A 19,729-nucleotide genomic window follows, 5' to 3' on the forward strand; every position below is an offset into this window, starting at 1 on the left:
TCCCAAGTTGAAATAATTATCTCTTTATGATATAATATAATAAGCATTTTTATACGGAGGTGTTTATTTGAATTCTCTGAATCTTATATTATGTGCCGTAGCAGCTGCCGCACTTGATATTTGTATACTTGTGCTTATCCTCACGGCTTACCGTGAGAAGAAGTCGTCAAGAATAAACTGGCACAGAGTCTCAAATGATATGGAGCTGGCCGAACAGGATAAAACCTACGAGCTCGGCTGCGACGAGGTGCTTATCGGCCGTCATGCATCGGCAGATATAAGGCTCCCCGATCTTTCTGTATCAAGATATCACGCTATGCTGACTGTTGCAGACGGAGTATGGACAATAAAGGATATCGGCTCAAAGTCAGGTATCTTTGTTAACGGTGAGCTTACACGAGAGACCGTTCTCCACGAGAATGACATCATAAAGCTTGGCAACCGCCGCCTTTTGTTCAGAAAAAGGAGGGACGGAAATGTACGCTAATCCTGTGGCCTATGTATTCTCATGTTTCTTCGTCCTCATCGCACATTCGGCTATGCTTTGCAATATCTTCTTTAACGGACGCTATGATGACGTCCACCAGATAGCCGTTATCGGCGCTGCTGTCATAATACTGGATATCGCATATTTTGTGGCTATCGTTGCATTCAGGCAGACCTCATACGCACTTGATTTCCTGCTAATACTCATAATAGGAATGAGCGTCATATTCCAGTCCTGCTTCGGACAGATCCATTTGGACGTAAAGCACTACATAACCTGTATCGTATGCCTTGCCGCAAGCAAGGGTGCCTATATTCTTTGCCGCAATCATAAGCTGCTTCAGGATAAGAAAATGTACTTCTACGGCGCTATAGGCGTGTTGATTCTCATAACTCTTATTTTCACAAGCGCTGAGAATATGTGGATAGAGCTCGGCAGCTTCACCATTCAACCCTCAGAGTTCATCAAACCGCTGTTTGTACTGGCCTGCGCTACATCTATCGCCGATCAGCAGAAGAAACACAAGATACTCTTTATTAATGTAGTGTATGAAAATATCGCATTATTCGGTCTGATGGCCGCTATATGCCTTTTACAGGTAAAATCACATGACTACGGAAGCCTTCCCACATTCCTCAGTATTTACGCTGTGGGCTTCCTTCTGAGAATATGCTATCCAAAGGCGAAATTCTCCAAGAAAAAGCTTATCGCTGTGGGAGCTGTGATACTTGTTTTTGTTATCATAGGTCTGAAGTACGCTCCCGATTACGTTCAGCACAGACTTCACGTTGACATCTGGAGTGACAAGACGGGCGACGGCTATCAACAGTCACAGGCACTTATAGGAGTAGCCAACGGCGGCTGGTTCGGTGTAGGCCCTGGTTTCGGAGCCCTTGCAAAGATACCCGCATACGACAATGATATTGTTTTTACCACTATAAGTGAAGAATGGGGCCTTCTCTACGCTCTCATGACTGTTCTGACTATTATAATCATAACTGCAATCCCCCTTATCAATCCTGCACGTTCATATTTTCATGGCACCATGTCAACCTGCATATGTGCTGCATTTCTTGTACAGATGGCGCTGAATATCTGGGGTTCATGCAACCTTATCCCCTTTACAGGCGTAACTATCCCCTTTATATCAACGGGAGGAAGCTCACTCATGGTAAGCGGACTTATGATAGGTATGCTTATGGCCTGCCAGTCCCCTGTATTCAAGGAGCCTGCACATAAAAAGAAGCAGGAAGCTCCGGAGCCTGCATGGAGGTGGAAGGAATGAAAAGCATAAAACGAACACAGAGGCTGATAAGCCTGATAATCACCCTTTTTATTCTCGGCATGGCTGTGCTTATCTTCAAGATAATACATGAATCTTCATTCTATATGATGAACTCTGACAAGCATGAGCTTGGATTTGTGTATGACAGAACGGGCGATGTACTCTTTGACGGTACGGGCGAAGGCTCATATCCGGATAATTATTTCCTCGATGTGGGAAATATAATCGGCGATGACAAGGGACAGATGGAAAACACCCTGGTTGCAAGAAATATCGAAAAGCTCAACAACTACGATTTCTCCAACGGACTTATGCAGGAGGGCGGCAAAGCTGCCATATACACAACTCTCGACCATGCTTCAAACCGTGCTGTTTTCAATGCCTTCGGCAATATGGACGGCTGTGTATCCGCATACAACTACAAGACAGGCGAAATGCTTGTCTGCGCCAGCCTTCCGTCTCTCGATGTTACAAAAGGCTATGATAATCTGCCGAACTTCAGATCGGGTACTCTCCTGTCAAAGAATCTTTACGGTACCGTTCCCGGCTCTACACAGAAAGTCTCGACGGTAATAACCGCTCTTGAAATAATGGGAACAACTCAGCTCTATTCCAAGAGCTACACCTGTACAGGCAAATACATTAACAGAACAGGCGACGAAATAGATTGCCATAACATCTACGGACACGGTACTCTGAATATACAGGAGGCCGTAGAAAACAGCTGCAACCCCTTCTTCGCCCAGCTCATCGAAGACGATGATATGCCTCTTGACAGAGTTATGAAGCAGTACGAAAAGCTCGGCTATGTTCTCAACGGCGGTAAGCCCACATATATCGACATAGACGGTATACAGTGCGAGACCGCCTCCACTACACTCGAGGACTCTTATCAGTTCAAGACTCAGTGGGGCTGTATCGGACAGGGAGATACGCTTGTAAGTCCCATACAGCTCATGATGTGGGAAAGCGCCATCGCAAACGAAACAGGCAGAATGACAATGCCCTACTTTATCGATCATGTCACTGACCTGAAAGGCAATATAAAGAACAAAGCCAAAACCAGATACAGTGATAAGCTGTTTTCCGAGAGCACTGCGTCAGCTGCCAAACAGATACTTCTTACCAACGGCGCCGACAGATACACTTATTCCATTGCCGGCTACACGGTGGGAGTTAAGAGCGGTACTGCTCAGGTAGACGAGGGTGCGCATGAAAACTCACTTCTTGTGGGCTTTGTGGACGATCCGTCCTTCCCTATCGCCTTCTGTATCCTTATCGAGGATAAAAACAGCGGATATCTTACTACAGAGCAGATTGCCCAGGTGCTTCTTGATAATTTAAAAAACAATTATTGATGTCAGATTAAACAAATTATGTTTTTCTCTTTGTGCATTTAAACGAATTTAACAAAAATATATTGTAAACGCTATAATATTATGGTATAATATAACCATAAACTTAGCTATGTTTTACATAGCTTAAAGGAGGACTAATATGAAAACTACTATCACAGCTAAAAAAATGCAGATCCCGACAAACTTTACAGAATATGCTGAGAAGAGAATCGATACCCGACTCGGTAAGTTTTTCGGCGACGACGCCGACGCAAAGATCGTGATCTCCGAGATCAGAGGTCAGATCATACTTGAGCTTACTGTTAAATACAACAGCATCATTTTCCGTGCAGAGCGCTCTGCCGAGGATAAATATGTTGCCCTTGACGACGCTATCGACAAGATAATCAGACAGATCCGCAAGAATAAAACAAAGGTCGAAAAGAAGCTGAAGGATACAGCCTTCAAGGAGGCCTTCGCTTATCCCGTTCCCGATTCGGTTGATTATGAAGTAATCAAGCATAAGAAGTTCAAGATGAGACCCATGGATATCGATGAGGCTATCCTCCAGATGAATATGCTGGATCACGAGTTCTTTATGTTCACAAACGCTGATACAGGTCTTATCAACGTCGTTTATAAGCGTGCGGACGGCAATTACGCTGTTCTCGAACCTGACAACGACTGATAAACAGTTTATTACAGTATGCGGGGCTTCATGTCCCGCATATTGATTTTATACAAAAGGAGAATACCTATGGATAACAATAAGAAAACTATAATCGAAAAGCGAATAATGAATGTTGGCGAGAAGCTCCGCAGAAACAATATGGAATTCTATTATGCGGAGAACCGCAGCGATGTTGCAGATATCGTCAAATCGCTTATCAATAAGGGAGACGTTATCACCAACGGCGGAACAATGACCATGGCTGAATGTGGCCTCAGCGAGCTGCTCTCCTCCCCTGATTACAATTACCTTGACCGCTCGAAGATGACTCCCGAGGAAGTGAAAGAGTTGTATATCAAGGCTTTCTCTGCCGACGTTTACATTTCCAGCTCAAATGCTGTCACTGAAGACGGAGTCCTCTACAACGTGGACGGAAACAGCAATCGTATCGCAGCAATTGCATACGGTCCGAAGTCGGTTATTATCATTGCAGGCTACAATAAAATAGTCAAGGACCTCACCGAAGCTGAGATAAGAGTCAAAAGAGAAGCTGCTCCCCCGAATTGCGTTCGTCTCGACTGCGATACATACTGCAAGGAAAAGGGCGAATGTGTATCACTTTCAAAGGCAGACAGACAGATGAGCGACGGCTGCGGCGGTGACGGAAGGATATGCTGCAATTACCTCATATCTGCCCACCAGAGACATAAGGGAAGGATAAAGGTAATAATCGTCGGTGAGGAACTGGGTTATTGATATTTATTACAGCGATTCTCATAAAAAATACTGTTTGATCCCGCTTTTTTGATACATTTCGTGAAATTTCCGAAAACGTTTGACAAATCTGTATTAGTGTGATATACTATATAAAGAAACGCAGCGCTTTAAAGCTTAAAAGCTTCAAAGCGCTGCAGTATCAAATGAAAGAGGAATACTTATGAAAGAGATAGCCAAGCTTATGAATTACAGATCAGATGTCAGAGTTGTAGACGCTACTCTGAGAGACGGCGGATTGGTAAACGAGTTCAGATTCACCGACGAATTTGTAAAGGATCTTTACATTGCCAATATCAAGGCAGGAGTAGATTATATGGAATTCGGCTACCGTGCCGACAAGGAAATGTTCAAGGTAGAGGATTTCGGTCCCTGTAAGTTCTGCGATGACGAATACATCCGCTCCATTGTAGGTGAGAACAATACAGATCTCAAGATAGCTATAATGGCTGATGTCGGACGCTGCAACTATAAGCAGGATATCTCCGAGCGCGTAAACAGTCCTGTTGATCTTATACGTGTAGCTACATACACACACCAGATACCTACGGCTGTTGATATGATTGAAGACGCCAAGAAAAAGGGCTATGAGGTAAGCTGCAACATAATGGCTATATCCAATGCTCAGGAATCCGATATAAAGGTTGCTCTCGACATTCTCGGCCAGACCCCTGTTGACGTTATATATATCGTTGACAGCTTCGGTTCAATATACCCCGAGCAGATGGCAAGGATAGCTTCACTTTACCTTGAATATGCTGAAAAATACGGCAAAAAGATCGGTATCCATGCTCACAACAATCAGCAGCTTGCATTCGCAAACACCATTGAAGCTGTGGGCGACGGAGTGGACTGGCTGGACGCTACATACTCGGCAATGGGCAGAGGCGCAGGAAACTGTGCCATGGAACTCCTTCTCGGATTCCTCAAAAATCCCAAGTATAATGTATACCCCGTATTCCAGTTCATAGAAAAGCATATGACCAGGCTCCGTGAAGAAGGTGCAGTATGGGGCTACGATCTTCAGTATCTGCTCACAGGCCTCTTTAATCAGCACCCAAGAACCGCTATACAGTTCACAAAGGATAACCGCAAGGATTATTCCGAATTCTACAAGGAGATAATCTCTCAGGAATAAAAAAATCAAGGACTGCTGTAAAGCAGTCCTTTTTGTTCTCAGAATGTAAGCTGATTGCTGTCGCCAAGTTCCTTTGCAGGCTTGCCTGCGGCGGGAACGCTTTTAGCTCTGTATTTTTCGAGTTCGGGCATATCCTCGGGGATAATGATATCCGCAGAGGATAGCACAGCCTTCTTCCTCAGATTGATCACCTGAACGCCCTGTGAGTCTCTGGTAGACTTGGGAAGGATCATACCTGTATTGAACACAAGTGCATGACCGCTGGAAGTCCTGAGAAGAATATCCGCATCCTCTCCCACAAACAGAGCAGACACAAGTGACGACTTGGCTGAATAGGCGTTTGCAAGCTTCTTGCGGTTGGTCTTTGTCTCGTATGACTTCATGGGAACCTTTGCAGCCTTGCCGTTCTCGAAGAAGAACACGATATATCCGCTGTAATCTGTAGTGGGGACCAGAGTTTTCAGGCCCTCTCCCTCGTCAAAGCTCAGCTTTGCAGGGATATAGTCGCCCATTACACTGGCCTTTGTGTCGTCAAATGCGCTTGCTTTAGACTTGTACGCCTGGGCTTTATCAGAGAAGAATACAAGATCAGTCTTATTGGTAGCCTCAAAGCTCTGGCTGATGAAGTCACCTTCCTTCAGCTTCTGCTCACCGCTCATGCGCAGAGACTGAGGTGTTATCTTCTTGAAATAGCCGCTGTCTGACACAAAGATATTTACCGCATAATCAGGAGTATCGTCTATATCCTCGGCTTCCTCAATATCGGACTGGTAATAGAACATTGTCTTTCTGGGCTTTGCGTAGTTCTTTATGACATCGCGGAGCTCATTGATGATGATCTTTCTTATCTTCTTCTTATCGCGGAGGATATCCTCCATTTCGGCAATATCCTTTTTCAGCTGGTCGACCTCCTCAATGCGGCGGAGGATATACTGCTTATTGATATTGCGGAGCTTGATCTCGGCAACATACTCTGCCTGTATTTCGTCAATACCGAAGCCGATCATAAGGTTGGGAACAACGTCTGCCTCATTTTCAGTCTCGCGTATTATCTTTATAGCCTTGTCTATATCGAGAAGGATCTTGGACAGAGCCTCCAGCAGGTGGAGCTTTTCCTTCTTTTTCTGTAGATCATGGTATGTTCTGCGCTGGATACATTCCTCGCGGAAGGCAGTCCACTCTGTCAGTATCTCTCTGACGCCCATTACCTTCGGAGTACCTGCTATGAGGATATTGAAATTGCAGGGGTAACTGTCCTGTAAAGGAGTAAGACGGTAAAGCTTCTGCATGAGTTTATCGGGATCAGTGCCGCGCTTCAGGTCGATAGCGATCTTCAGACCTTCTATATCCGTTTCGTCACGGATATAGGATATCTCCCTGATCTTGCCCTGCTTTACAAGGTCGATTATCTTCTCGATAATAGCCTCGATAGTTGTGGTATAAGGGATCTCGGTAACTTCTATGCAGTTGGCGCTCTTGTCGTAGCTGTACTTAGCCCGCACCTTAATGCTTCCTCTGCCGGTCTCGTAGACCTTGTTAAGCTCGGCTTCATCATAGAGCATAAGGCCTCCGCCGGGAAAATCAGGCCCTTTCAGAGTGCTTATAATATCATGGTCGGGATCCTTCATGAGAGCGATGGTGGTCTCACAGACCTCCTCCAGATTAAAAGGGCAGACATTGCTTGCCATAGATACGGCAATACCCGTATTGGAGTTAACAAGCACGGTGGGGAATGTGGCAGGCAGCAGAGTGGGCTCCTGCATCGTATTATCGTAGTTCGGTACGAAGTCTATGGTCTCCTTGTCGATATCGCGAAAAAGCTCGTTGCATATCTTTTCAAGCTTTACCTCGGTGTATCGCGGAGCCGCAAAGTGCATCTTGCTGGAATACTGCTTTCCGAAGTTGCCTTTGCTGTCGATATAGGGGTGGAGCAACGCCTCGTTGCCCCTCGTCATACGCACAAGAGTCTCATATATAGCCTGATCTCCGTGAGGATTGAGCTTCATGGTCTCTCCCACCACGTTTGCAGACTTTGAACGCTCCTTGTCGGGACTGAGCAGTCCCCTTTTGTACATCATGTAAAGGAGCTTCCTGTGTGAGGGCTTGAAGCCGTCTATCTCCGGAAGAGCTCTGGAGATGATAACGCTCATAGCGTAAGGCATATAATTCTTTTTCAGCGTATCGGTGATCTTCTCGTCGACTACGCTTCCGGAACCCTCTATATAAGCCTCGTGCTTGAAAACAGGCTGTTTTTTCGGAGTTTCCTTCTTCCTTGGCATTTATTCTTCTCCTTCTTTACGTCGTTCGCTCTTTTTAACAAGCTTTTCGGGATCCTTAACGTAGGTCCTTATAACGCTGCCGCAGTCGCGGCAGATAGTATGATAAAGCGATGTAGAGCGCAGCAGGCTGTCAGCGCTGTACACTGCACCGTAAAAATTCTGGTATCCTGTTATGAATTCGGTACCGCCGCAGAAGCGGCACTTTGTCATCTTTACCCTTTTCATAGCTTCACCTCATCAGCTAATATCAGCAAGCTCAAGATAGTCGGCACCGTACTCGGAGATATAGTCCTTACGTCCCTGAAGGTCATCGCCCAGGAGCATCTCGAATACCTCAGCCGATTCCGTGATATCATCGGCCGTAACCTTGATAAGACGTCTGGTATCAGGATTCATGGTAGTAAGGCTCATCATGTCCGGCTCGTTCTCACCGAGACCTTTCGAGCGCTGAATGGTGTACTTCTTTTCGCCGATCATATCAAGTATGCGCTGCTTTTCCTGCTCAGTATAGGCAAAATATGTCTTTTCCTTGGTATTTATCTCAAAAAGCGGAGACTCAGCTATATAGACATATCCCTGCTCGATAAGTGTTGGAGTAAGACGATACAGCATAGAGAGTATCAGTGTTCTTATCTGGAAGCCGTCAACGTCCGCATCGGTGCATATTACTATCTTGCTCCAGCGGAAATTATTGATATCAAAATTTGAAAGCTCCTTGTTTGCCTTGGTAGTTACTTCAACTCCGCAGCCCAGTACTTTGATAAGATCGGTGATGATCTCGCTTTTGAATATCTTTGCATACTCAGCTTTAAGGCAGTTGAGTATCTTTCCGCGGACAGGTATTATTGCCTGGAACTCTGCGTTTCTCGCAAGCTTTACGGAACCGAGAGCCGAATCGCCCTCCACTATATAGATCTCGCGGCGTGAAACGTCCTTTGTACGGCAGTCTACGAACTTCTCTACCATATTGGCAAGATCAATAGTGCCTGTAAGCTTTTTCTTGACATTGAGTCGAACCTTTTCGGCATTCTCGCGGCTGCGCTTGTTTATGAGCACCTGCTCGGCGATCTTCTGGGCTTCATCGGGATTTTCGATAAAGTATACCTCCAGCTGGTGACGAAGGAATTCCGTCATTGCCTCGCGGATAAATTTATTCGTAATAGCCTTTTTAGTCTGATTTGCATATGAAGTCTGAGTGGAGAACGATGAAGAAACCAGCACAAGACATTCCTCGACATCTGCATAGGTGATCTTGCTCTCGTTTTTCTGGTAGCCGTTAATAGACTTTATATAGCTGTCGATCTGAGCCTGAAAAGCTCTTTTCACCGCCTCGGCAGGAGAACCGCCGTGCTCAAGGAAGCTGGAATTGTGATAATACTCGGTGAGCTTTGCCTTATTTGAGAAAGTAAGCGCAACGTCAAGCTTTACCTTGTATTCGGGTTTATCCTCGCGGTCTCTTCCCTTCTTCTCGGCCGTCCAGTGCTGTATGGAGGACAGTGTGCCTTCCCCTGCTATCTCCTGAACATACTCTGTTATACCTGATTCATAGAAGAATTCCTGCTCATTGAAGCCGCCTGCTTCGTTCTCTGAACGGAAAACAAAAAGAATATTGGGGTTAACTATCGCCTGACGCTTCAGTATATCACAGAAGAACTCGTCCGATACATTGATATCGGTAAACACTTCCAGATCGGGACGCCAGCGTGTCTTGGTACCTGTCTGCTTTTTCTTGCATGGCTCCTTTTTCAGACCGCCTACATTGTTACCCTTTTCAAAGTGCAGATCGTACTTGTAACCGTCACGAATAACTTCAACGTCCATGAACTCCGAGGAATACTGTGTAGAGCACAGACCGAGTCCGTTGAGTCCGAGTGAGTACTCATAGGATTCCGCAGCCGAATCATACTTACCGCCTGCGTAGAGCTCGCAGTACACAAGCTCCCAGTTATAGCGTTTTTCGTTGTTATTATAGTCAACGGGACAGCCGCGGCCGAAGTCCTCCACCTCTATCTCGTTGTTTCTGAAATGAGTTATGATTATCTTATTGCCATAGCCCTCACGAGCCTCGTCGATGGAATTAGAGATGACTTCAAAAATAGAATGCTCACAGCCGTCAAGACCGTCTGAGCCGAATATAACAGCAGGACGCTTGCGGACTCTGTCCGCGCCCTTCAGCATTGAGATACTGTCATTGCCGTAATCTTGTTTCTTAGCCATAATCCACTGCCTTTCAGTCACGTTTTTATGCATACTTGATAATTATAACACATCTGAAACATTTTTGCAAGTGCGCAGCAAAAATCTCCCGATATACTGAAAAAGCAGCCGTAATGACTGCTTTTCTCTTATTTTACGCCAAGATATTTATATCCCGCATCGGTAACTGCCTTTTTCACGGCATTCTCATCGAAACTGCCCGATATACTAAGCTCCGCAGTTCCGTTTTCGTGACTTGGTGAAGCTTCATCAACAAACGGGAGTTCTTCAAGTGCTTTTTTCACTCTTGCCTCACAGTGTCCGCACATCATACCTTTGACTTTTATAACCGCCGAACCTGTCTCAGCTTGCGACGGCGGAGGGCTGCTGCGCTTTTTATCGCGGCGGCTGTCGTATATCTTCAGCAGATTCAGTCTAAGGGCATTAGATACCACAAAGAAGCTGGAAAGGCTCATTGCCGCCGCACCGAACATGGGATTCATCTGCCAGCCGAAAAGCTTATAGTATACGCCTGCCGCAAGAGGTATACCGATTATGTTATATATGAACGCCCAGAACAGATTCTGTTTTATATTCCGCAGTGTGGCACGGCTCAGTCTCACAGCGGCAGGAACGTCTCTCAGGCTGCTTTTCATTAATACTATATCCGCAGCGTCTATAGCAACATCCGTGCCTGCCCCGACTGCTATGCCCATATCAGCAGCAGTAAGCGCAGGGGCGTCGTTTATGCCGTCGCCCACCATAGCTACTCTGCCCTTTTTCCTCAGACTCCGTATAGCAGCCTCCTTGCCCTCGGGAAGAACTCCGGCTATGACCTCATCAACGCCTGCCTGCTGCCCCACAGCCTGTGCCGTTCTCTCATTATCTCCTGTAAGCATAACAACATGGATGCCCATGTCGCGAAGCTCCTTTATGGCGGCAGGACTTTCCTCCTTTATTACATCGGCAACAGCGATAATGCCTGTCAGCGTACTGTCCTTTGCAAAGAACAAAGGAGTCTTCCCCTCTTCTGCCAGTTTATCGGCGGCAGCTCTCATATCATCGGGGATATCAGCTCTGCTACTGATAAAGCTATAGTTGCCCCCCGATAAAACACTGCTGCCATAGCTGCCTGTAAGGCCGTTTCCGGCAACAGCCCTGAAATCGGTCACCTCAAATGCTGATATGCCATTTTCACTGCCGTATGCAACGATCGCCGCCGCAAGTGGATGTTCGCTTTTTACTTCAAGTGAATACGCCATTTCAAGGAGCTGACTGCGTTCAGTCCCGTCGGCTGTTATTATATCCGTGACCTGCGGCTGTCCTTTTGTTATTGTACCCGTTTTGTCAAGAGCGACAATATTCACCTTCCCCGTCTCCTCAAGAGATACGGCAGTTTTGAAAAGAAGCCCGTTTTTTGCTCCCACACCGCTGCCAACCATAATGGCAACGGGAGTTGCAAGTCCAAGCGCACAGGGACAGCTTATTACAAGAACCGATATAGCCCTTGCCAGTGAATACCCCAGCGGTCTGCCTGCAAGAAGCCATACAACAAACGTTATTATGGCCAAAGCTATGACTACAGGCACAAATACACCCGAAACCCTGTCGGCGATCTTGGCAATAGGCGCTTTTGTAGCAGCTGCATCGCTGACCATTTTTATTATCTGAGAGAGCGTGGTATCCTCGCCCACTCTTGTTGCCTCGCATCTGAGAAATCCCGACTGATTGATCGTTGCAGCAGATACAGTATCTCCAACGGTCTTATCAACCGGTATGCTCTCGCCTGTTAGGGCAGATTCATTCACTGCGCTTTCGCCCTCGGTTATGACGCCGTCCACAGGTATGCTCTCTCCCGGTCTTACAACGAATATATCTCCTTTTCTGACCTGTTCAACAGGAACTCTGACCTCCTCGCTGTCGCGGATAACTACCGCTTCATCGGGCGAGAGCTTCATAAGCCCCTTTATAGCGTCGGTAGTCTTTCCTTTAGAACGTGCTTCAAGCATCTTTCCTATTGTTATGAGCGTCAGTATCATGGCAGCCGACTCAAAATAGAAGCTGTGCATATAAGCTGCCGCTGCTTCGGTGTTCCCCTTCATCTGCGAATCGGTCATAGCCAGCAGAGCAACAGTACTGTAGATGAAAGCCGCTCCCGAACCAAGAGCAACAAGAGTATCCATATTCGGTGAACGGTGTATGACGCCCTTAAATCCGTTAATGAAGAACTTCTGATTGATTATCATAACTATAGCCGCGAGCAGAAGCTGTATTATGCCGATCATTACATGATTTTCAGCCATAAATGACGGAAGGGGCAGTCCCAGCATATTATGTCCCATTGAGATATACATGAGAACAAGGAGGAATCCAAGTGACGCAATTAGTCTGCGCTTCAGCAACGGAGTCTCGGTGTCCTTCAGGCTGTCATCAGCACCTTTTGAAGCAGAAGACGCCCCGCCCTTCACGGAAGCGCCGTAGCCTGCTTTGGTGACAGCTGCTATGATATCGGAATCGGATGCGCTGCCTTCGACTCCCATTGAATTCGTAAGAAGGCTCACTGAGCATGATGTTACTCCGTCCAATGATGAAACAGCCTTCTCGACCCTTGCGCTGCAGGCTGCACAGCTCATTCCCGTTACGTTGTACTGCTTCATTCATACACCTCCGTCTTTTCTTAGGATAATTATACCAGATACGGAAAAAGCTGTCAATTAGCCTTGGTTAACACAAAAAGCGGACGAAGGGGTCCGCTTTTTTCATCTGATATTCTCCTCGTAATCCTTTTCTCTGAATCCTACGAGCACCTTACTGTCGGTTATGAGCAGAGGCCGCTTCACAAGCATACCGTCGGAAGCAAGCAGTCTGAGCTGCTCCTCCTCTGACATTTCGGGAAGTTTATTCTTGAGATCCATTGATCTGTAGATAAGTCCGCTTGTATTGAAGAAACGCCTCAGAGGAAGACCGCTGAGCTTATGCCATTCCCTGAGCTCATCAAGTGAAGGATTATACTCCTTGATATCCCTGAGCTCATAGGACATTCCTTTGTCGTCAAGCCACTTTTTTGCCTTCTGGCAGGTTGTACATTTAGGATAGCATATAAATTTCATATTATACCTCCGTTTTTTTCAAAAAAATGTTACATTTCAGCCTTCTGTGTCGTTTATATATATGGTGAGCAAATACAGTTTGCATTACTCTGAAATTATATCATATTTCCGATACAAAATCAACCCGCTGCCGATAACAAAAAACAGCCGGCAGTACGCCGACTGTAATTTCTTATTTGTAGAAGTGGTTGCTGTATCCGTCACCCCAGAAACCAACGTAACCCTGAGTAAAGGATTCGGGTTCTGTAAAGTAAAGTGTTACTGCGTCCTTGACGCTCTGAGTGACTGTCTGTGAATATGTGCCCAAATTTACATATCCATATGCTCCCGAGAACTGATACGGCTGAGTAAGAACGCCGTAAATCGTGTTCGGGAATCTTGGTGAATTAACTCTATTCATGATCACCTCTACGACATACGCCTTGTCAGTAGTGCTTATCCAATTGCAGCCTGCTTCGTGTGCGACTGCGTTACAGAGCATGATATACTCCTCATCGGTAATAGGCAGTGACTCATTCTCGGAAACTACTTCAACATCTGTTACTACAGGCTCTTCCACTACTTCGACGTATGCGGTGGTCGTTTCGGGAGCAGCTTCTGTAGTCTCAACTGCTGTTGTAGTTGTCACGATCGTGGTGGTCGTTGTTGTCGTAGCGATAGTTGTCGTCGTTGTTGCAGCAGGCTGTGTAGCCGTGCTTGCAGCCTTTGCAGGCGCTGAAGATGTTACCTTAGCGACGATCTTTGCCGCTGTGGTGGCCTGTGTTGAAGGCTGTGTAAGTGCAGCCGGCGCGTGAGCCGGTGCAGGCACCGATCTTGAAATCTGTGAAGCTGCTGTAGCGGCCTCTGTACTGTACACGGAAGTTGTGCCTTCCTGCTTGTACACTGAGAATGTGCTGGCAGCCGTTGTATTTTCGGCTGTATAAGATTTCTTGGTGGTTGTTCTGTTATATGTAGTAGACTTCTCGTTATCAGCAGCAAATGTAGTATTAGCGGCTGTTGAAGCGGCAAAACTGGGGACGACAGGGTCGTCTGCGTTTTCCTCAGTAACGAGATCAGCTGTGCTTACGGTTGAAGAAGTAAGATATGCAACTCCGAAACCTCCGCCCAGAACTGAAGCAACTACTCCGCAAGCTAACGCTGCGGCTCTGAGATTACCCATCAACTCATCCTTTCCTGAAAAAGTATTTCTTTTTTTCGGGCTGATGATATGATAACACATATCCTACGAAATATCAATACTTTCAGGATTTTTTCCATTTTGTGGCTTGTTTTTTCCACATAAATCGCGACGCCGAAGTAAATCTGCACAGTTTAGATGGCTTTTTTATGTCTTAAATATGAACGCGCAGTTAACGCGGTATCTTTTTTAACATCAATTTATTACAAAATAGTAACATCGGGCAGCACCCACACAAGGGTTCCGCCGATACAAAATGCCTATTTATCGTTAATATCTCATTTCCCGACAAAGGGATTCAAGTGCAAAAAAAGTAACTGAATAATTACATAGGCATATTGCAAAAATATACAGATAGCTATTGCAATAATCAGCCGTTAATGTTATAATATAATAGTATAAACAAAATTTACAGGAGTAGCAATATGAACAAGACGTATTATACAAATCAAATCAATTCAGTCATTGCCGAGGTTAAAAAAGCCGTCATAGGCAAGGACGCGATCATCATCAAGGCTCTTCTCGCTATGCTGTGCAAGGGCCACATCCTCATCGAGGATATCCCCGGCGTGGGCAAGACCACTCTTGCTCTTGCATTTTCAAAAGCTCTTTCTCTTGAGCATAACCGTATGCAGTTCACGCCCGATGTCCTCCCCTCAGACGTAACCGGTTTTTCTGTTTACAACAAGAGCAACGGAAAGTTCGAGTTCCGTCCAGGTGTTGCATTCTGCAATCTCTTCCTCGCCGACGAGATAAACCGTACCTCCAGCAAGACTCAGTCTGCTCTTCTGGAGCTCATGGAGGAAAAGAGCATTACTGTTGACGGCAACACATACAAGCTCCCCGAGCCTTACACCGTTATAGCTACCCAGAACCCCATCGGATCCGCAGGTACTCATAACCTTCCCGATTCTCAGCTGGACCGTTTTATGATAAAGCTCAGCATGGGCTATCCTGATTTCGACGGCGAGGTAACTATCCTGAAGGCTAAGCACAACGATAACCCCCTCGAAAGCGTACAGCCTGTCGCGGACGCTTCGTTCATTACAGAGCTTCAGGAGTATATTTCCGGCATTTATGTTGACGACAGGATTTATGAGTACATAGTTTCTCTTTCGGCTGCTACAAGAAAGCACCCCATGCTCAAGCTCGGCGTCAGCCCCAGAGGCACTCTGGCGCTCATGCAGCTCTCAAAGGGTATTGCGGTAGCTATGGGAAGAGACTATGTTATCCCCGAGGATATCTCTTATATATGCAACGATGTATTCGAGCACAGGATCATGCTCAACTCAAAGGCAAAGCTTTCCGATACAAGCGCATCGGATATCATAACCGAGATACTGAAGACCGTTCCCGTCCCCGGTATCGGTGAAAAATAAGGCTGTATCATGATTCTGACAAAAATTCTGTTTATTATACTTATAATAGTATGTCTGTGCTTCTATGTTCTTTATGTCTGGGATTTTTCACTCATACTGCTCATAATCATAGCGGCACTGCCTGTTATAATGTTCATAATAACCTATATCGCCAAACGTAATATTACTGTGGAGTTCGCCGTCAAGGACAAGAACGTGCCCAAGAACAAGGACTTCCCTGTTCAGCTGGTGGTCACCAATGACAGCATTTTCCCCATCGGCAAGGCAGAGGCTCACATAGAATATTATAATGTATTCAGCAACCAGGTCTCGGCTTTCGATCTTTATCTGCCCATACAGGCAAATAATTCCCAGAGGATCACATTCCAGCTCAGTTCTAAGTTCTGCGGTATAATCAAGATACGCTCCGCTTATCTCAATCTCTACGATCCCCTGAGGATATTCCGCTTCAGGACAGCAAAAAACATCCGCACAGACGTTGCGGTAATGCCCGAAGGTCACGAGATAAGCGGTATAGTACATTATACCGACAGAGTAAACGAGGAAAGCGACGTTTTCTCGGAGTATAAGCCGGGTGACGATCCGTCCGAGGTCTTCGACCTGAGAGAATACAATCAGGGTGACAAGCTCAACCGTATACACTGGAAGCTGAGTTCCAAAAAGGACGATTTCATCGTCAAGGACTACAGTCTTCCCATAGATGTGCCCTGTTCGATCTTCCTCGACCTGAAATGCTACAAGGACGGCGAAATGACTCTCCCGATCTTTGATACTCTTATAGAGACCGTGCTCTCTCTTTCGCAGTTCCTGCTGGAAAATGAACGAGGTCATTCAGTTGTTTTCTTTAATGCTTCCGTCAGCAGATTCGTGGAGCATACCATCACCGACAATTCGGACCTCATCGCTGTTATCCATGAGATAATCACCTCCTTCAAGGACGATCTTTTCTGTCAGTCCCCCGAGATGTATTTCATGGAAAAAACATCGCTTTCATTTGCTTCCTTTACTCTGATCACTTCTTCAAGCGATCAGAAGATACTTGATCATATCGACGAAAACATTGAAGCGGACTTCAAAAACGCTATTCTTGTCACAAACTCGGCAGATACAATTACAGAAGGGATGGGAGGCTTTCAGTCTCTTAACATCATCCCTGTTGCTGTTGGCAAGATATCTGCCTCGATAAAGGACATAGATATATAATGAAAAGAAAGAACATACAAAACAAAAACGGTATTACTATCAGTGACAGCATTGTAATGTCTGTCAAGAAGAAGCACGACAATTACCGCAAGCCTTTTTCGGCCGCTATTGCGCTGATAGGCTATATATCCATTATCATGGCATTCCTCGGAATGTTCTCATTCAATTATGATAAGGACACTCTGGTTTTTGTTGTACTCGGCTTCGGAGCGATATACCTTACCATGGCTCTGGTGTCAGGAAAAGCGCTATGGGGCTACGCAGCCTCTGTGGTGCTGTTTGTACTGTCCGCCTACAGAAAATCCGAAAAGATTGCCATGGGCTTCAAATTCATATACAATATTATATATAAAGACGCTTATCATTCAAATATAGATTACTACAAGGGGCTGAAATCGACTCTTGAAGTCTCATCGGTAAACACGCTGTTCTTCTTCTATATATGGCTGCTTGCCATAGTGATATTCTTCTTCACTATCTGCCGGCCCAATCCCGTGCTGCCGCTCATGGTGACCTTCCCCGTCCTCGAGATAGGAATGTACAACGGTATAAGCGTTCCTGTTTTCTGGGGCGTGCTGTGTATCGCCTTCTGGCTGGCACTTCTTGCCATGTCCACCATCGATGTGGGCGAATACTCCGGCGGACAAAGCGGATTTGTGCGAAAAAACGACCTGTTTTTCCCGAAACGGCATATGAAGCTGAAGGTCACGGAAAAATGCGGTATGCTCATCATAGCCTCTGTTGTGGCTATTGCTGCCGTATCGACCTGCTTCCTGAAGATCACCAACTATAAGAGAAGCGAAAAGCTCGATCAGAAGCGCAAGGATATCACAGAGGCGCTCAATGATTTCTCCTTTGAGAATCTTGCGGAAAGCCTTTCAAATCTCACCAATGCCATCGGTCTGGATTTTGAGTACGAAAACCACAAGCTGGGCACAAACGACCATGTAAGATACAAGAACGTTACAGATGTTACCGTTACACTTGAAAATCCCGTACAAGGAGCCATCTACCTGAAGGATTACTCAGGCTCCATATACAAGAAGAATGAATGGTTCGAGCTGCCTGCGTCAGCCTATAAAAACAAGGTATTCGACGATTTCAAGGACTATGAGATATATCCTCAGGACTTTCCGGCGACCTTCATCAAAATGCTTGGCAACAGCTCAATGGAAACCACTATATGGATAAAGCCGAGCTCCAAGAAAAGCAAGCATCTTTACGCCCCATACGGCACCGTAAATGTGGGCGACATGAACTATAACAAGGATCTGACGGTCTCAGGCAAAAACCCTAAAAAGGGTGAGTGCTCCTACAAATTCATCAACACCGACACCGATGCCATTGCCTCTGCGCTGCTCTCAGTATCCCAGAGCACAAACGGACAGTCTTCACGCGCTGTATACTCTGCGTCTGATATCAGGGACAGGTTTTATCGTGAAAAGATACTGAAATACTGCACCGACAATGACCTTATAACATATGAGGATTATTTCCCCGTAGATTACGGTATCCCCGCTTCTCCTGATTATATGGCATACAACGGCGACGCCCTGCTGTCGGAGCTGCTTCAGAACAGCTACAGAGACTTTGTATATCAGAACTATCTCGAAGTCCCAGATACCGACGCAATGGCCGAGGTCAAAGACGCCTATTCGGATATACTTTCCTATAACGACGGCTCACTCGAAGGCGAGCTGGCTACTCTTTATGCAATACGCGACCGTATGTCCGTGGAGTGCACCTATTCGCTCTATCCGAGAAAGACTCCTTCAAACCGTGATTTTGTGAATTATTTCCTGCTTGAGAACAAGAAGGGCTACTGTACCCATTACGCCACATCAGGTGTAATGCTTGCAAGAATGGCTGGTATCCCCGCTCGTTACGCAACAGGCTATGTCATAGTTGAAAAGGATCAGCTTAACGGTGAGCAGCGTTCAGACGGTTCCATAAAGATCGAGGTCAAGGACAACAGGAGCCACGCATGGGCAGAGATATATCTGGACAGCATAGGCTGGATCCCCTTTGAGTTCACAGCAGGCTATTCTGCTCAGGAAGTAAATACCCAGCCCTCCACGTCAGCTGAGTCAACTACCACTATTGTATCCGAAACAACGACCACTGAGGCTGCCATAACCACAACATCCGGCACAAGAGTTCAGTCTGCCACATCAACTGCCCCGGCATCTACATCTCAAAAGACAACTACCGTAAACAGGAGCGGTCCCGGCAAAGGAAAGGGTACAGGCATACATATCCCCAGGTTCCTGAAAAATCTTCTGATAACACTGTTTATTTTTGCGCTTATCATATGCCTCATTATTCTCAGAAGATATCTTATACTAAAAACAAGAAACATGAGGTTTACTACCGGCAAGGCCGAAACAAAGGTAAGAAGTATGTACGCTTACGCAGAAAAGCTGCTGAAAGTACTGGAAATGCGAAGCGAGAACGGCAACTTCAAGGTATTTGCAAAAGACGTTGAAAAATCCTACGGAGGCGTTTACTTTGAAGAAGGCGGATTTGAAAAGCTGACAGATGTTGCTCTCAGAGCAAGCTTCAGTCAGGAAACACCCACTGCCGAAGAGATAGAAGAGTGCAAAAAGACAGTCGAGTCGATCTCACAGACCATATATGATAAGTCAAACTTCTTTGACAGACTGATGTTCACATATATCAATGTACTGAGATAGG

15 protein-coding genes are annotated in these 19,729 nt (G+C 46.0%); 9 read left to right on the forward strand and 6 right to left on the reverse strand.

The features are described from left to right. Positions 1–67: 67 nt before the first annotated feature. The 6 genes from Q0Y65_RS01595 (at position 68) to Q0Y65_RS01620 (ending at position 5,691) form a co-directional block, all read left to right on the forward strand. Positions 68–487 carry an FHA domain-containing protein gene (locus Q0Y65_RS01595; protein WP_297956011.1) on the forward strand — a complete coding sequence of 140 codons (420 nt, stop codon included), beginning with the start codon at positions 68–70 and terminating at the stop codon, positions 485–487. Further along, complete coding sequence (locus Q0Y65_RS01600) at positions 477–1,772, forward strand: FtsW/RodA/SpoVE family cell cycle protein (protein ID WP_297956014.1); 1,296 nt, start codon at positions 477–479, stop codon at positions 1,770–1,772. Before Q0Y65_RS01595 ends, Q0Y65_RS01600 begins: the two co-directional genes overlap by 11 nt. After that, positions 1,769–3,130 carry a penicillin-binding transpeptidase domain-containing protein gene (locus tag Q0Y65_RS01605; protein ID WP_297956016.1) on the forward strand — a complete coding sequence of 454 codons (1,362 nt, stop codon included), beginning with the start codon at positions 1,769–1,771 and terminating at the stop codon, positions 3,128–3,130. The genes Q0Y65_RS01600 and Q0Y65_RS01605 overlap by 4 nt, the downstream gene beginning before the upstream one ends. 139 nt (positions 3,131–3,269) lie before the next feature. Then, entirely contained in the window at positions 3,270–3,797 is a 528-nt protein-coding gene (raiA, locus tag Q0Y65_RS01610) for a ribosome hibernation-promoting factor, HPF/YfiA family (RefSeq protein ID WP_297956019.1), read from the forward strand. Positions 3,798–3,866: 69 nt separating this feature from the next. Next, positions 3,867–4,535, forward strand: coding sequence for a lactate utilization protein (locus Q0Y65_RS01615; RefSeq protein WP_297956022.1), 669 nt, complete (start codon positions 3,867–3,869; stop codon positions 4,533–4,535). A 181-nt stretch (positions 4,536–4,716) separates the two neighbouring features. After that, positions 4,717–5,691, forward strand: a complete 975-nt coding sequence (locus Q0Y65_RS01620) for an aldolase catalytic domain-containing protein (RefSeq protein WP_297956024.1) — start codon at positions 4,717–4,719, stop codon at positions 5,689–5,691. Positions 5,692–5,729: 38 nt separating this feature from the next. On the opposite strand, the gene Q0Y65_RS01625 is transcribed toward Q0Y65_RS01620, so the two are convergent. The 6 genes from Q0Y65_RS01625 to Q0Y65_RS01650 all read right to left on the reverse strand — a co-directional run bounded on the left by Q0Y65_RS01625 (position 5,730) and on the right by Q0Y65_RS01650 (position 14,435). Continuing rightward, entirely contained in the window at positions 5,730–7,970 is a 2,241-nt protein-coding gene (locus Q0Y65_RS01625; RefSeq protein WP_297956027.1) for a DNA topoisomerase (ATP-hydrolyzing) subunit A, read from the reverse strand. Beyond that, entirely contained in the window at positions 7,971–8,195 is a 225-nt protein-coding gene (locus Q0Y65_RS01630; protein ID WP_297956029.1) for a hypothetical protein, read from the reverse strand. It lies immediately after the preceding gene. A gap of 12 nt (positions 8,196–8,207) precedes the next feature. Beyond that, a complete protein-coding gene (locus Q0Y65_RS01635; protein WP_297956031.1) occupies positions 8,208–10,187 on the reverse strand; it encodes a toprim domain-containing protein in 1,980 nt (659 codons plus the stop codon). A gap of 128 nt (positions 10,188–10,315) precedes the next feature. Then, positions 10,316–12,823, reverse strand: coding sequence for a heavy metal translocating P-type ATPase (locus Q0Y65_RS01640; RefSeq protein ID WP_297956033.1), 2,508 nt, complete (start codon positions 12,821–12,823; stop codon positions 10,316–10,318). A 102-nt stretch (positions 12,824–12,925) separates the two neighbouring features. Beyond that, complete coding sequence (locus Q0Y65_RS01645) at positions 12,926–13,276, reverse strand: arsenate reductase family protein (protein WP_297956036.1); 351 nt, start codon at positions 13,274–13,276, stop codon at positions 12,926–12,928. Between the two features lie 172 nt (positions 13,277–13,448). Further along, on the reverse strand, positions 13,449–14,435 hold the full coding sequence (locus tag Q0Y65_RS01650) for a cell wall hydrolase (RefSeq protein WP_297956038.1): 987 nt from the start codon (positions 14,433–14,435) through the stop codon (positions 13,449–13,451). A gap of 443 nt (positions 14,436–14,878) precedes the next feature. Between Q0Y65_RS01650 and Q0Y65_RS01655 the strand changes: the two genes are divergently transcribed. From Q0Y65_RS01655 to Q0Y65_RS01665, 3 genes are read left to right on the forward strand one after another with little or no spacing between them, the layout of a single operon-like run. Next, positions 14,879–15,832, forward strand: coding sequence for a MoxR family ATPase (locus tag Q0Y65_RS01655; protein WP_297956041.1), 954 nt, complete (start codon positions 14,879–14,881; stop codon positions 15,830–15,832). Positions 15,833–15,841: 9 nt separating this feature from the next. Continuing rightward, positions 15,842–17,035 carry a DUF58 domain-containing protein gene (locus Q0Y65_RS01660; protein ID WP_297956044.1) on the forward strand — a complete coding sequence of 398 codons (1,194 nt, stop codon included), beginning with the start codon at positions 15,842–15,844 and terminating at the stop codon, positions 17,033–17,035. Further along, positions 17,035–19,728, forward strand: a complete 2,694-nt coding sequence (locus Q0Y65_RS01665; RefSeq protein ID WP_297956047.1) for a transglutaminase family protein — start codon at positions 17,035–17,037, stop codon at positions 19,726–19,728. Before Q0Y65_RS01660 ends, Q0Y65_RS01665 begins: the two co-directional genes overlap by 1 nt. The last annotated feature ends 1 nt before the right edge of the window (position 19,729 follow it).

It is taken from the genome of uncultured Ruminococcus sp., assembly GCF_947301925.1.
In the GTDB taxonomy this organism is placed as follows: domain Bacteria; phylum Bacillota; class Clostridia; order Oscillospirales; family Ruminococcaceae; genus Ruminococcus.